Annotated in this window: 6 protein-coding genes; 2 read left to right on the top strand and 4 right to left on the bottom strand. The window is 44.9% G+C overall.

Features of this window, described 5'->3' with window-relative positions:
• Nucleotides 1-68 precede the first annotated feature (68 nt).
• The 4 genes from L6E24_RS00345 to L6E24_RS00330 all read right to left on the bottom strand — a co-directional run bounded on the left by L6E24_RS00345 (nucleotide 69) and on the right by L6E24_RS00330 (nucleotide 6,740).
• Nucleotides 69-2,516 (bottom strand): hybrid sensor histidine kinase/response regulator, encoded by a 2,448-nt coding sequence (locus tag L6E24_RS00345; protein ID WP_257742755.1) that lies wholly within the window; start codon nucleotides 2,514-2,516, stop codon nucleotides 69-71.
• Between the two features lie 8 nt (nucleotides 2,517-2,524).
• Nucleotides 2,525-4,888: a methyl-accepting chemotaxis protein gene (locus L6E24_RS00340; protein WP_257742754.1), complete on the bottom strand. Its 2,364-nt coding sequence runs from the start codon at nucleotides 4,886-4,888 to the stop codon at nucleotides 2,525-2,527.
• A 223-nt stretch (nucleotides 4,889-5,111) separates the two neighbouring features.
• A complete protein-coding gene (locus tag L6E24_RS00335) occupies nucleotides 5,112-6,404 on the bottom strand; it encodes a chemotaxis protein CheW (protein WP_257742753.1) in 1,293 nt (430 codons plus the stop codon).
• Between the two features lie 213 nt (nucleotides 6,405-6,617).
• Nucleotides 6,618-6,740 (bottom strand): hypothetical protein, encoded by a 123-nt coding sequence (locus tag L6E24_RS00330; protein ID WP_257742752.1) that lies wholly within the window; start codon nucleotides 6,738-6,740, stop codon nucleotides 6,618-6,620.
• 99 nt (nucleotides 6,741-6,839) lie between these two features.
• Between L6E24_RS00330 and L6E24_RS00325 the strand changes: the two genes are divergently transcribed.
• Nucleotides 6,840-8,336, top strand: a complete 1,497-nt coding sequence (locus L6E24_RS00325) for a DHA2 family efflux MFS transporter permease subunit (protein WP_257742751.1) — start codon at nucleotides 6,840-6,842, stop codon at nucleotides 8,334-8,336.
• Between the two features lie 203 nt (nucleotides 8,337-8,539).
• Nucleotides 8,540-15,979: a S8 family serine peptidase gene (locus L6E24_RS00320; protein ID WP_257742750.1), complete on the top strand. Its 7,440-nt coding sequence runs from the start codon at nucleotides 8,540-8,542 to the stop codon at nucleotides 15,977-15,979.
• Nucleotides 15,980-16,165 lie beyond the last annotated feature (186 nt).

Here is a 16,165-nt window from a genome sequence, read left to right as displayed (position 1 = left end):
TGAACTGAACCCCATATATAATTAAGGAATTTATACCCAAAATCCCGGGGCACACCGGCACCTGCATTTCATACCCGGCCTCTCATCAGATCACCAACAAGGCTCAAAAATTTGCTCTCATTAAAGCCCTTCTTTGTGATATAGGCATTGGCACCGGAAAAAGCCCCCTGCTGCCTGTCTTCAGGAGTATCAAGTGAGGTCACAAGAATTACCGGAATATCGGTAAACCGTTCTTCCGCCCGGATCTTTTCAGTAAGTGTAAAACCGCTCATCCTTGGCATATCAACGTCAGATATGACCAAATCAGCACCCTTCTCTTTAAGTTTGGAGAGGCCTTCAATTCCGTTAGTTGCCGTCTCAACCAGATAACCGGAATTTTCAAGTATCTTCTTGATATAAAACCTCGATGTAACCGAATCTTCAACAACAAGCACCCTCCCTGAGATTTCTTTAAAACCCGGTGATCCCTTCCTGAGATATGAATCATTCAGTGCCTCTTCAATCAGCTCAAGCGGATCAATGACAAGGGCAATATCACCATCCCCAAGCACTGACGCACCTGACACTTTTTTTATATGTTTAAGCTGGGAGCCAAGATTTCTGACAACTATCTCCTGAACCCTGATGATCTCATCTACAATAAAGCCGATCTGCCCGACTCCATACGAGAGAATCACAACCGGAATTTTTCTGCCCTCCCTGCCGGATTTCTCGTACTCATAGACACCAAAGACATCTGATAACTTTATCAGCCCGATGGAATCGCCCTTATATCTGACCATATGCTGCATACCTTTTGAGGAGATTTTACCTGATTCAACAGCAATGACCTTCTTCACCTGCTGCTTTGGGAATATAAATGTCTGTCCGCAGGAGGTAACAATCACACCCCTGAAGGTTGCAAGCCTCAGGGGAAGCCTTATCGTAATATCCGTCCCTTTGCCTCTCTCAGATAATACCTCAATATCACCATTTAAGTGTGTGACAGCGTCAACAACTATTGCAAGTCCAAGCCCTCTTCCGGAAAACTCGGTTATCATAGTGCTCGTTGTAAGGCCCGACCTGAATATCAGATGCTTAACCTCTTCATCGCTCAGCCTCTCCTCTTTTCTTGTGCTGATTATACCTTTGTCCACTGCTGTCCGGCGTACTTTCTGAATATCAATGCCGGCCCCGTCATCAGATATTTTAATTCCAACCCGGCTTCCTGAAAGAGGAAATACCTTAATACTAACCACTCCTTTCAGCGGTTTGCCAAGTGCAGCCCTCTCTGCCGGAGTTTCAATACCATGGTCAAGGCTGTTCCTTATCAGATGCAGAAGTGGATCTGAAAGCGAATCAAGGATACGCCTGTCCATCTGGACATTCCCGCCTTCAGTCACCAGTTCCGCACTCTTGCCAAGATCTCCTGACAGTTCCCGGACATGCTCAGAAAAAGGGATTATTACTGTTGAAAACGGAATAAGGACAGCATCATGGATTAGATCTGAGATCTCTGATGTGCTCGCCTCAAGGGACGACCGGTCAGTCTCAGTGGCCCTTATATGCCTTTCAAGATCATGACGAAGATTTTTTACAAAATCCCGGTTGAATTCAAGAAATTTAAGTATATGCTCGATACTCTGAATGAAATCGGGTGGTAGATCCAAGACATCCTCAGACATAAGAGTTTTTCTGATATTATAGATGTCATTGAAATTCTGGTTCTCATTCCAGCGCCAGAGGTTAAAATCTAAGATCATATCCTCAAGTTCACGCACCCTCTGGGTGATAAGAAGCCTTGTGGTGAGCAGATCATCAGAACCCTGAATCAGCCGGTCAAGCTTTTCAGCAGCAATTTTTACAGTATCCCTTCCGGATTTCCGGGCATCAAAATCGTCATAACCATACCCCGGACTTAATACTGAGAGACTGTCATAATTATTCATCTCCTCCTGCACTATATCCAGAGAATCAAGCCCTGTATTATCCCCCCCATCTGCAATTACTTCTCCGGTTTCTTCTTTTTCACCCTGAGATCCGCCGCTTTCTCTTCTTTCAGATCCTCCTTCAAAAGAATTTTTTTTTTCGCCCGGAATTATATCAGTTCTCCGGATGTCGCCCTCCGCTGCATCAGGCTGATTTTCACGGGCAAGTTTTTTAAGACTCCGGATTATTTTTGCATACGGATATTCAGAGGGATTCTCATCAGCCAGGAGTTCACGGATAGTCCTCAGGGTTCTGTGAAAAAGATCAAAATCATCCTCTCCGGGCAGAAATACCCCTTTCTGCATCAGAGAAAATACATTCTCCAGATTCTGGCACACTGAGACGATTTCGGGGATATTCACAGCCCTTGCCGCACCCTTCAGGCTGTGCGTTTTTCTGAATATACTCTCGGTTATATCAGGACTGCCGGCTGAACCTCTCTTTTCAAGGGTTAAGAGACCCTCAGCTATATCTGTGAGGTGCTCATCAGCCTCCCCGCGGAATGTTTCAATTAACTGTTTACGAAATCTGTCGCCGGAATCTGTCATGGCTGTTATCAGACACGGTATTTTTCTGTGATATTCTTCAGGCGTATGCCAAGTTCGTGCAGATCCTCTGCTGTCTTTTCAGCCTGCCTTGTAATCTCAAGGTTCTTCTGGGCGGCATCGCGTATATTGACCATTGCAAGTGAGATCTGATCCATTCCGGCAACCTGCTCCTCAATTGATGAGGCGCTCTCAATTGATGCCTGTGAAGAGTCTGCAATCGAATTGGCTAAAACCTCAATCGCCTCACTGGCCCGGCTTGTAAGCGAAACGGCATCAGATACCGACTCATTGCCCTGCTCAGTCGATACCACAGTAGATGAGACTCCACGCTGAATGTCAGTTAAGATCATCCTAATCTTTGCCGTTGCCTGCTTGGACTGTTCAGCAAGTTCATGTATCTCATGTGCAACAACTGCAAACCCTCTGCCAAGTTCTCCAGCCTTTGCTGCCTCAATGGAAGCGTTTACCGCCAAAAGATTGGACCTTTCAGATATGTCAGTGACAGTTGCAATAATCTCACCGATTGCCTGGCTCTGCTCTGACAGTTTTATTACATTTGTACCAATCAGGTTCATCTGCCTCTGGATCTGATTCATTCCGTCCAGAATTTCCCTCACTGATTTCTGGCCGTCTGATGAGACCTGAATCGATTTCATAGCCTTTTCAGATACCAGCTGGGTCTTCCGGTTGACAAGATCAGCCTTTTTGCGGACAAGTTCAACTATATCCGAGGTTGAATTAACTGTAGTTGCGGTATCCAGACTTGCGGATGAGAGCTGCGTTGTCACTGTTAAAATCTCACTTGAGGCAGAAGAGAGAACCGACACACCTTCATACAGCTCTTCTGTTATGAGTTTCATTAAGCGTGAGAGTTCAATGCCTATGGTGTTTAACGCATCCCTGTACGCGACAAATTCACCGGCCACGGGTATTTTTTCATCAAAACGGGCAGTAAAATCACCCTGTGCATAATATCTGGCAAGACGCATCGCCTCATTTACCGGCTCTGTAATTGACTCCAGTGTTTTGTTGAATCCGGCGATGATCATCCGGTATCCGCCTTTGAATGCCTTTTCATCTCCCCTGACTGAGAGATCACCGGCACGTGCTGCATCTGTCATCTTTATAGTTTCATTATGCAGATGATCGAGCGACTGGAGCATAATCTTTAGCGCCGGACGGATCTCATCATGTTCATCGTTTACTGTGAAATCCTGTATATACTCCCCTTTGGCAATTTTTTTGATATTTCCAACGATATTTACCTGAAGATCCTCGGCAAACTCATCCATCGTCCGTGCCATTATACCGATCTCGTCCTGCCGCCGGATGTTTAAACGGGCAGAGAGATGACCGTTTCTAAGCTCCTTGATCATAACGACCACCTGCTGGAGCGGTTCTGATATGGATCGCCCGAATAATATTGCAATGGCAGCACCTATGCAGATAAATGCCGTAACGACTATAAATATTGTATTTCTGATAGTATCAATGGGGCCTGTGAAATCTGAGAGTTCTGCCCTTGATACAATGAACCAGTCAAGAGGCTCATAATATGTATAGGCATCAAGGACATTCGGGTCATCATTCTCATTGGTGATGCCACCTTCCCTGTTATTCATCATCTCCTGGAAGAATGCCTCATCTGCGATATTTTCTCCTTCCATGTTTGGATGGATGAGCACATTGCCTTCACTGTCAACAACGTACATATAGCCGTTTTCGCCAACAACAGTATCCCTGATACTGTTTTTGACAACGTCAAGCGTCTCCTCCTCCTCAGTTCCTACATACAGAATGCCTATTATTTTACCATCTGAATCTCTAATTGGCTCGTAGGCAGTAACATAGTCAACTCCGAAGAGATCACGTTTACCGTAATAAGTCTCTCCGTCTTTTACAGTTACATCAAATACGTTATCTTTGAGGCGGGTACCGACAGCCCTTGATCCGTCATTCTCCTCAACATTTGTTGATACACGGATAGCATAGCTGTCATTGTACACCTGAAATATTGTTGCAGTTCCTCCGACAAGATCACGGACGAGATCGACAACCTCAAAATTGTCATTAATTGGATATTCCTGCCCTTCATCATTGATCAGTATCATTTCGCCGTCAACGATTTCAGGAGTCCCTTTTCTGTAGAAATTCTGCCTAAGAACATTAAGGTCACTGTTTACCTTGTTTATGGTCAGTTTATACACATCATTTGTCCACCCTTTCATATCGTGAACCTGTGTCTGAAGCAGAGTTTCACTCTCATCGCTGATAACTCCGCTTGAACTTGAGTATGCAACAAGCCCTATTGACAGGGATGGCATTATTGCAAGAAACAGGCAGATTACAAGAATTTTTGTACCTACTTTCATATTAGAAAAAAACTGAACCATTAAACCGCCCTCTTAAATGAAATTTTGCAGATGTATGATATATTTTAATCAATTCAGACATTTAATAAGAGTTTCGGTTATACCGGAATCTCTGAACAGGGGATCAGTTCCATGCTCCTCTCTCCTCCGGATATACCCATAAATGATCATCGCAAGGCCCCACACGGATCAATGCGAATGGCAGTACACTGTCTTTGCCATATTATACCTCATCAATGATCATGCAGGGATCTGAAAGCAGAACTTTTGCATCAAGAACAATGAGAGAATCATCTGTAATGCCTTTAATGTATTTTATATCAATCGGCGAATTCTTCTCATCCGGAACTTTAAGCCGCTTTTCCGGAATTGAACCTATGTCAGTTATGTAGTCTGCCAGAATTCCAAATGTCAGTTCACCATTGCTGAGAATAATTACGCGGTTTAGATCGGTAATTCCGGCCTTTGGAAGTCTGAATAAAACACGGAGGTTTACAAGTGAGATTATCTCACCCCTCAGTGCAAAGATGCCCATGATGAAATCCGGAATTCCGGGTATGGGAGTTATTCTCTCATTGATTAAAACCTCCCTGATGTACTTCATCTCAACTGCGTATTCGGCATACATCAGGCGAAATCGGAGAATTTCGATCTTTTCACTCTCTTCTGCCTCCCCTTCCGGCATTTCTATCTGCTCTTTTCTCTCTCTGAGTATTTCTGCCGCTTTTAGAGAGTCCGGGAATTCATAACCGGAATACAGCAGGAAATCAGGGGTTTTTATGCCCTGCTCAGTCTCTGAAGTTATATTCTTTGCTGCCGGCAACTCTGTCAGGTCACCGGACATTTCAGATCTTTTGGATTCTGACCATTTATGGATATAACCGGATATATGCCCAAAACTGCCTTTTAAACCCTGACTGATAAACTCCTTTATATCAGTAATGAGCAGGATTGTCTCTTCAGATCGAGATAGAGGTTCTCTGCCGGAAATTCGCCCGGATTTCCCGCTCATTCCAGTTCCGGACCCTTCACCAGGCTCAGTTCCGGATACCGCAGCATATATTTCCAGACCCAAAAATCCGGAGATCAACTTCTTTACAGGGATTTCAGAACCGCCATCTGCCTCAGATTTTTCTTCAGATGCTGCACTGTGTTTATCTTCATCTCCGGAAATGCCAAAAAACTCATCAGTACTGCATACTCTGTCAATACTTTTAACCCAGAGTGCACAGTTTCCCACATCCGGATTTGTCACAATTAATTTGTCTGTCAGTTCAGGTTTCGGCATTCCGCCACCGAAGAAGACAGCCGGAGAATATACTTTAACATTCTTTCCGTGAAAACTGAAACTTCCGGCAATTCCTCCATCTATGGCAGAGGGATCATCTTCATCAGTTATCTCAACCATTCTGATAACATTGTCCACATCAGTAACAGGAACTGCACAATGGATATCTCCGGCATAGAAGAGGAGCAGACTGCCGGATTTTATTTTGGGATTTTCAGGGTACTGCATATTCAGGTAATGTGAATATTGTACTTACATATTATAAAATTAAGGGTTTTTGACTGACAGACACTCTAAATGATAACATGATTCATGGTTTCAGAATAATCAGGTGTAAGATAGCCTTTCAGGTTATGATTCTCCTTAACCCTAATATAAATTACCTCCGGGCTAAAGACCAGGGGGTTTTACGCTCAACTTATAAATCCGGATAACGGTTATTTATATATAATTATATCCGGATTCTATCCTGTTTGTGCTTAAGTCATCATAAAGGGAGGTATATTTCTCTTCGATAAAACCGGATCTGTCATACACAATTATGCCCGACATTTCTGGGACCATATAATCTCCGGAACTCAAAATAACGGCCCGCAAAAATATTCCGGACAAATGACTAAAATAAGATATTTATTTAATAAGAGAAAAAGAAAATTAATAATTATGGAAAATCCTCCCGGAATATCGGGAGGCAAAGGTTATGGCCTCCTGATTTTCTCCATATCTCTTGCAGCATTTATGTCATCCCTTGACGGGACTATAGTAAATATTGCACTCCCAACGATATCCAGCTCTTTTGGTATATCCTCAAGTTCTGTGAGCTGGGTTGCTACTGCATACCTGCTTGTAATGGCAGGATGTGTACTCATATTTGGTAAAATATCCGATGTAATCGGGTTTAAAAGGGTTTTTTTATCCGGATTCATAATATTTACAATAGGGTCTTTTGCCTGTGCTCTTCTGCCGGATATTCTGGACTCCTTCCTGACTCTCGTTGGTTCGAGGGTATTTCAGGCGATAGGGGGAGCTATGATCACCGCAATTGCGCCTGCTATGGTAACTGCCTACATCCCGATGCAGCAGAAGGGAAAAGCAATGGGCATTATAATGACCATTGCGGCCCTCGGAACAGCACTCGGCCCGACAATAGGAGGTGTACTGACACAGTACCTCTCATGGCACTGGATATTCTTAATCAATGTTCCGGTGGGGATTGTAGCTGTAATAATCGGAATAAAAGCAATACCGGCTCACGTCAGTGACGGGTCAACGCTTGACAACTTTGACAGAACCGGAGCGGCACTCATATTCACCGGACTTGCAACCCTCCTCTTTGCAGTATCTGAAGGCCAGGAGCTTGGCTGGACATCACTTCCAATACTGGTATCTCTGGCAATTGCAGTATTCTCCATCGCCTGGTTCGTATGCCAGGAGTTAAAATCATCAGATCCTCTCCTTGAGCTGAGGCTGTTTAAGAAGAAAAACTTCCTTTACTCTAATATGATTATGTGCCTTGTATTCCTGAGCTTTGCCGGAATCAATTATCTCCTGCCATTTTATCTCGAATATGTGCAGGGTTTTGACTCATCATCAGCAGGGTTTATAATCACATCACTCTCATTTGCAATGATGTTCTCAGGAATTCTTGCAGGAGTGCTTTACAATAAGACGGGAGGAAGAATTCTCTGCATAGCTGCCTCACTTGCGATACTTGCAGGATATTACCTGATGACAAAACTGCATGCAGATACGTCAACGGGCTATGTCATAATCTGTCTCATCCTGATAGGATTCGGACTTGGAATGATGGTAACTCCGGTATCAAATATGATCTTAAATTCAGTCGGCAAAAAATATCAGGGGATGGTCTCAAGCTTAACAAGCCTTGAGAGATTTGCCCCTATGACAATAGGTATAGCAATATTCAACCTGATATTCCTCCAGGGAATATCACTTGTTGCAGCCCGGCAAAACGTCACATCACAGGCTCCGGTAAATATAAAGATGGAAGTCTTATCTTCCGGATTTGACCTCGCCTTCTTTGGGGCGTTTATTCTTGCAATAATTATCGTTATCTTCTCATTCCTGGCAAAACAGGAGGTACATCCTGATTATCTCGAAGACAACAGTGACAATGAGATTGCTGGCGGTATGATCTGAAGAAGACATTATTTTAAAAACTCATCGCTCTTTTTTTCAAAGAACAGGATTGCCAAAATCTATATATACATTGACAATATATTCCTGTTCATCACAAATCAATATCTCTGATGATTATTTATACCAAAAGGTATGCAAAATGATTTTTTTGGGGAAAGCAACCAGTATATATCTCAGAAATTATTGATTACGGGGTGATTACTGTGAAATCTGCCTGCCTTGCTATTTTAATTATACTTCTCTTCTGTGCTGCCGCATCAGCAACTCAGAGTGAAGAAGTGTATATCTCCACGGAAATGCCCGGGAATGTAACGCTGAATAATTCTTCCGGAGAAATACCTCCGCCTGCCGTCATTCATCCTGCGGATGGCAATGAAACAGAAGATAAACCGGCCATTGGAACCAATACTCCGACCTCTTATCAGACACCAGTTCCCACTCAGGCTCAGATATATGATAATGAGGGAGAGACATTTCTACAGGGAGAAATGCCTCTGTTTATCGAAAATAACGATCAGATGTCCATTCCGGAGGATACAACAGGACACCCCCTCTATGCTCCGGACAGTATAATAGTCCGTTACAGCCCGGAGGTTGTATCTGACATGTCAATATTGGCAGATACTGCCAATAGCCTCAGTTATGCCCACCATACAACACTCAGTCACGACTTTTCAGAAGACGGAATCTCCGGCATGCAACTCATAAATCTCCCCGAAGACCTCACAGTTCAGGAGGCAGTGGATGTATATGAAAGCAGCCCGTATGTCCTCTATGCCGAACCGGACTACTACTGCTATGCGGATAAAATACCCAATGATCCGGATTTCTCACGTCTGTGGGGCCTGAGAAATACCGGCCAGACTGTCAACGGACAGGCAGGAACTCCCGGTGCTGACATCTCCGCTCCTGCTGCCTGGGATATAACAACAGGATCAAAGGACGTTATAATTGCCGTCATTGATTCCGGTGTTTACATGCACCACCTTGATCTCGTGGACAATATGTGGATAAACCGGAATGAAACAGCGGACGGTAAGGATACTGATGGAAACGGATACATTGACGACCTCTATGGCTGGGATTTCTATCAGAATGACAATGATCCCGATGACGTTTACGGGCATGGTACCCACTGTGCCGGAATTATTGCCGGGGTTGGGAACAATAATCTCGGTGTTGCCGGGGTTATGTGGACAGCAGAGATAATGCCTCTGAGATTTATGAGCCCTTATGGCTCCGGAAAGACTTCAGATGCTATAAAAGCCATAATTTATGCAAAAAACAACGGTGCCGGTATAATAAGCAACTCCTGGGGGTCACCGTCATATTCACAGGCTTTAAAAGATGCTATTGACTCTTTCTCCGGCCTGGTGATCTGCTCTGCGGGAAACAGTGCCGCAGACACCGATACGTCCCCCAATTATCCTGCCACTTACAACAGCACAAATATCATTGCCATTGCATCAACCGACAACAGGAACAGCCTCTCCTCTTTCTCAAACTATGGCTCTGCAACTGTGGATGTTGCCGCACCAGGCACAGATATTTACAGTACCGAAATATATTATGACCGAAAAGAAATTTTCAGTGAAAATTTTACTGACTTCAGTAACTGGTATTATACCGGTGTTTGGGGACTGAATACATCTGTTTATCTCACCGTCCCTTCCTCAGCATATGCCGGCCCTCCGGGAAATGACACAAAATCATGGCTTGTTATGAGAAATAACCTTACGCTGTCGGATTATCAGCTCCCTGAACTTACATTCAGCTGTAATTATTCAGTATTAAACGGAAACAACAGCCTTAATGTTTATACATCCTGCCCAGACAAGAATGCATATAATTTTGCTTATCAGATACATGGCACATCTGAAGGCAACTGGAAGCAGGTTACAGTAAATACAGACCAGATATTTAATTCATACCAGTCAAATGGTTATTCTGTCATTCCGGAAGAGATTCGCTTTGCTTTTATTTTTATAAAAAACAACCTCTCATCACCGGATTATGCCTTTGTTGACGACCTCAAAGTGACCAATGTCGCAAAAATACTTCCGGATTATAAATCCATGAACGGCACCTCGATGGCAGCCCCTCATGTATCCGGGCTTGCCGGGCTTATCAAAGCCTTCAACTCCTCACTGAGCACAGCACAGGTTAAGGAGATTATCACCTCAAACACCGACGCACTCACCTCACTTTCAGGAAAATGTGTGACCGGCGGAAGAATAAACGCCTCAAAAGCTCTTTTAGCCCTGTACCTGAAAGCCGGATTTGAGGCAAATGTTACATCCGGAGATGTGCCGCTTACAGTCGGTTTCACAGACAACTCAACCGGAATAAATTACACAAGGCTCTGGTCGTTTGGCGACGGGAACATCTCCACAGAGATAAATCCGGCGTACACATACACGGCAAACGGCACATACACTGTCAATCTGACAATCTCCAATAAATACGGAGGAAATATCTCATCAGGAACCGGCCTGATAACAGTCGGCTCAGGAGTGGAGCCAACGCCCACGCCAACTGCAACTCCGACTGTGACACCAACAGCAACGCCTACACCATCTCCGACTCCAACACCAAAACCGGGTGAGTATCCGGCTGCGAATACAGTATATCTCGGTGTTGAGACCGTATCACTGGCATGGGAGAATACAAGCCCGATGAGAGGAACACCATTTTACGGTGGATATAATGTGGTCAGGGGCGGAGTTACAATTGCCACCGGAACCGGGTGTTCGATTACAGATAAAAACGTCCCCGGCGGTTCGGGGATGGATTATACTTATTACATCTATGCGAGAAACACCACAGGATTTAATAATGTATTACTGTATGTAACTCCGGTAAGCTTTGGGAACCTGGTTTACGGAACTATGCAGACCGATGATATCTGGAATAAAGCCGGCGGAGAGGTGCAGCTTACGGGCGATCTGAATCCGAACGGGAACAGGCTTGAGATAAAGGATACCCGTGTTTACTCCCCGGAATTATACTCAAAAAAGATCCTCGGAGCTACCAGCCTCACCCTGGATAATGTCCGGTTCAGCTATGTATCTCTTGATTTAACCCCAATTAATGATGAACGGGCGCTGATAACCACCGGAAATGTCGTATCGGACAGTTCTATTGAGGTTGCCGACAGCAGTCTGCTGATATCAAATGTCACAACCTCTTCCTCATTAGAACTAACAGGTGAGAACAATCAGGTTCATTCAGGCAAAGGCACGATTATTATCGAAGGAAATGACAGCCTGATAAATGAATGTGAAGGGAATCTCTTTGTCAACGGCGACCGTGCTTATGTCATCTCATTTTCAGGAATGGCTGATGTAAAAGGAAACCAAACACACGTAAAGGGGTGCACAGGTGAAGGGGCCGCAGCAATAACGGTTACAGGAAGAGATGCAGTCATTGAGGATAACATCCTTAAAAATATCGGCCACTCTCTATATGACGAAAGATACGGCATCTGGCTAAAGGAGGGATCAGGCAGTATTATCAGGAATAATACTATCATCAATGTAACCGCATGGGCAGGCTGGGGTGATGGCATCAGGATAGGGGAGGCAAACAAATCTCCTCTTGAGAACATAACAGTATCCGGCAACCGCATTGACGGAGTTGACGGTGCCGGAATCGGCATCTTATCCGACAATGAACTGCTCACTGTAAGCGGGAACTCAGTCCGGAATACCACTTATTACGGCATTGACTTCGGCATGGGTTCGTCGTATCCGGCAGACACCTCATTCTTCGAGATTAACAGAAATGACATTCACAGTTCAAAAGATAATTCCGGCACGTACGGCATGTACATAACCGGAAATAACGGCTATATCGAAGAGAATAACCTCTCAGGTTTCATCTGTGCACTTCGTCTTTCAGGTGACAGCTTTGAGGTGAAAAACAACAGTATATCAGAGATAAAGGGAGCTTCAGGGCTATATGGTGCTGAAGCCGCTATGGCTGTTTACGGAGATGAAGCCCTCATTAGTGATAACCGGATCTCCGGCTATACCGGTGTTGAGGACAGGGGGCTTCAGTACGGCATACGCCTTGACGGCATGGATGGAGATCTCTTAAACAACACTGTGAGCAATTACTTCTCCGGGCTTGATATAATCGGGAATAATCACAATGTCACCGGAAATATCCTTGACGGCATATCCGGAAGCACCCTCTATCATCACGTGGTCAACTTTTCGGCCGAGAACTCGCTCTTTGAGGGCAATACAATCATAAACACAACCCAGAAGACCTGGGCAAGGGGAATTGTATATTCAACAAACTGCGGCGGGAATGTATTCTCAAAAAACCTGATAGATACGGGGGACAACGGATTTTACATAACAAAGGTCAAAAACGGGACGGTCTTTTCTGAAAATACAGTCACAAATGTAACAACAGCAGGCATATATGCAGGGGAAGTTTCAGGCGGAGATCCAACCACGAATGCAGGCTATACAGATATGCAGATCCTCAACAACACCTTCGCCGGAATGAGTGCATCAGGCGGAAGCGGAGTTTATATCGACCGGATTTATGGTTCATGGATCTCCGGAAACAATATCACAGACTGCTATTACGGAATAGATCTGTGGCCATATACAAAGGAGAGCATAATTTCGGATAACTTAATAATCAACGGTTCAGAGGCTGTCAGGCTCAGGGGGACAGGTGATCTTGCCACCGGAAACACCCTCCTGAATTATTCCGGAAAGGGGATTTACCTGTACAACCCGTCTGAAACCATCCTCAGGAACAATACAATACTGCATGGGGAAACAGGAAATCCGGCTGCGATATATGCTGAGACCTATAATGAGAACTCCTTTGAGATCGAGATGAATACAATCGGAGATATGGTGAATAAGACCACCTTCTCCCTTAAGGAGAGCAGCAGCGGGCTTGTCATAAAGCCTGTCAAAAATCCGCCTGCGCCTCCGAAATCTCCCGATTATCCGTTTAACAAAGCATCAGCAGGAGCATGGATCGACATTAATACCTTCAGCAGCTTCAGAAGTGATCCCTTTGGGTTTAACTTAACATTCCATTACAGTCCGGAAGAACTTACAGGTATTGATGAGGAGAGCCTTTCTGTATGGCGGTATAACAACAGCTACTGGGACGGCGGTCCGGGTGATCCTGTGTGGAATGCAAGCAGATGGCTTGACACAACCAACCATGAAGTCGGCGTTCATGTGGCTGCCCTTCCGTCATACTCAGCAGATCCGGTAATCTTTGCCGCACTTGGCAGCCTTCCGGTGCACAACCTCAGGCTTGAGAAAGATTATGAGACAATAACCGAGGCTTTAGATGACTATGATATCTCAACAGGAGATACAATTGCAGTAGATTCAGGGTACTCAGGGAAGGAGAATCTCATGATACTCTATGAAGGTATTAAGCTGATAGCATCATCAGGACTGCCCGGAGATGTGACAGTTACCGCAGATGACACATCAAAGCCGGTCATTGATCTGCTGCGTGACGATGTCCTGATCTCAGGTTTCATACTTGAGGGTGCAACCGGTTCATACGGGCTTAACTTCCACGGATCAAAGAATTCGCGGTTAACTGAGAGCATTATACGTGATAACAGGCAGGGCATAATATTTGAGGATTACTCCGGTTTATACTCGGCCACCACTGAAAACTGCACACTTGCTGACAGTACAGTCACAGGTAACAGTGCGGGAGGGGTAGTGATCTATCAGTCAGATAAAAATACCGTCAGCGGATGCACTGTATCCGATCCAAAGTTCGGTGTCGCCATAGAAGAGGGATCTGAATGTAAGGTTTCAGAAAGCTCCTTTGAGGACTGCCCCGAACTTGCCGTCTGGGTGCTTAAAAGTGAGGGATCCATAATTGCGGATAACACAGTAACAGGTGGAAATCCCGCTATGATGATTGAGGACTCTTCTGATTCCGTCTTAACCGGAAATATGATCTATGACTCTTCAACGGGATTCTCCCTGGAGAATTCTGACAGAACTGACATAACGGACTGCCATGTCAGCGGTGCGGCTGAGGATGCTGCAGCAACAGGATTCAGTATTAAATCATCAGATCATGCTGAACTGACCCGAATATCATTTGGAAACGCAGATTCCGGGAATTATGGTATGACAGGCGTGGAGATCTCAGATTCCTCAGCAGGAACGGCCATCTACGACTCAGTATTCAGTGATATTACTGCTCACGCAATAACAGGAACTTTTGTCAGTCCGGGTTCTCAGGGAACTACCATTAATAACCTGACTTTTGCAAATATTTCCGGCGGTGCAGGCGGAGTAACAGGAATTTCCCTAAGGCCGGGATCAGGAAACAGCCTCATTTACCGGGCTGATATTCACGACATTGAATCAGCAGGAAATGTGACAGGAATTGCAGGAGACAGAACAAATTCCGCCGTTATCAGGCAGTCGGCATTCGATGAGATCAACTCATCCGGCGGGGAGGTTTTTGGCATTCAGATCAACGGAAGTTCCGGAGCAGTCTTTGAAAACCTCACCATCACAGAAATCTCCGGCAGCGGGGAGAGTTCAGCCATCTCCCTTATGTCATGTGAAGAGGCAGAACTTGGCTTTATTAAAGTGGGAGATGAATTTCCGGTTCTCTTCAACCTGACAGCAGACGGCTCAGTCCATATCCGGGCTGTGAAATCCCCGCCCTCACCTCCGGAAGATATGCAGGAGATCGGGAAATTCCTTGAGATCAGCAATACAACCCCTTCGGAAGTCTCTGCCAGGATATATTATACAACGGCAGACCTGAATGGCACAAACCCGTCATCACTCCGTATATGGCGGCATAATGATGACTGGACCCGCGTTTCCGGTGAGAACGGGGTCGATACTGTCAACCATTTCGTCTATGCAGATACAAATGAATTCAGTATCTTTGCACCGCTCGCCGAACCACTCAGTGCTGATTTTACAGCCAATCTTACAGAAGGAACAGCCCCCCTTACAGTACAGTTCACTGACCTCTCGGTTGGAGGACCTGAGGAATGGTCATGGTCATTCGGGGACGGCGGCACAGGTGATGAAGAGAATCCAGGCCATACATACCTCACAGGAGGAAATTATACCGTCAGCCTTACGATCACAAAAGACGACGGCAGCAACACGAGAACAAAAAATAACTACATCACAGTTGAGAACCTGCCACCGACAGTCTCTAAAATCTCACCTGATTTTGGGTACAGCAATGGCACGCTAATAAGAGCAGCAATTAATGGTACCGGATTTATTGAAGATGCAAAAGTGACCTTAACCGGAGAAGGAATGCCCGACATAACTGCAACAAATGTCACAGTATTCTCACCGACATTGATAAACTGCACAATCGGCCTGCATGATGCAGAAGCAGGATTCTGTTCAGTCATTGTAACAAATTATGACGGAAAATCTGCATTATTAAAAGACGGATTTAAAATCAGGCCACTGGGAGATTTCAACGGCAATGGATTTGTGGATATAGGTGATGTCTCAAAGGTTGCATATATGGTTGCCGGAAAAGAGCCTGAAGACCCTGAGGCTGACTTCAACGGGGACGGAAAGGTCGATGTAGGCGATGCAGCAAGGATTGCATGGTACTTCACCGGAAAGGTGCCCTTCCTGTAATTCAGGGAAAATTTAACTTTTTTATAACAAAGAGGCATGTGGAAGTAAACGCTGCCGGCTTAAGAAGACTGACAGTTCTCCGGTAGGAAAAGTCATAATTCCGGTGCATAACCGCACTACAATAATGATATATAGCACATATGAGAAATTAAAAATATGACCATCTAAAGAGAGAGGAGTCATATT

This window comes from Methanoplanus endosymbiosus (genome assembly GCF_024662215.1).
Taxonomy (GTDB): domain Archaea; phylum Halobacteriota; class Methanomicrobia; order Methanomicrobiales; family Methanomicrobiaceae; genus Methanoplanus; species Methanoplanus endosymbiosus.
This window is presented reverse-complemented; position numbering and strand designations above follow the sequence as displayed.

What these genes read in the sequence shown, in the direction of transcription:
- L6E24_RS00345 (WP_257742755.1), bottom strand. Translation starts at nt 2,516, where the DNA reads ATGACAGATTCCGGCGACAGATTTCGTAAACAGTTAATTGAAACATTC.
- L6E24_RS00340 (WP_257742754.1), bottom strand. Translation starts at nt 4,888, where the DNA reads ATGAAAGTAGGTACAAAAATTCTTGTAATCTGCCTGTTTCTTGCAATA.
- L6E24_RS00335 (WP_257742753.1), bottom strand. Translation starts at nt 6,404, where the DNA reads ATGCAGTACCCTGAAAATCCCAAAATAAAATCCGGCAGTCTGCTCCTC.
- L6E24_RS00330 (WP_257742752.1), bottom strand. Translation starts at nt 6,740, where the DNA reads ATGGTCCCAGAAATGTCGGGCATAATTGTGTATGACAGATCCGGTTTT.
- L6E24_RS00325 (WP_257742751.1), top strand. Translation starts at nt 6,840, where the DNA reads ATGGAAAATCCTCCCGGAATATCGGGAGGCAAAGGTTATGGCCTCCTG.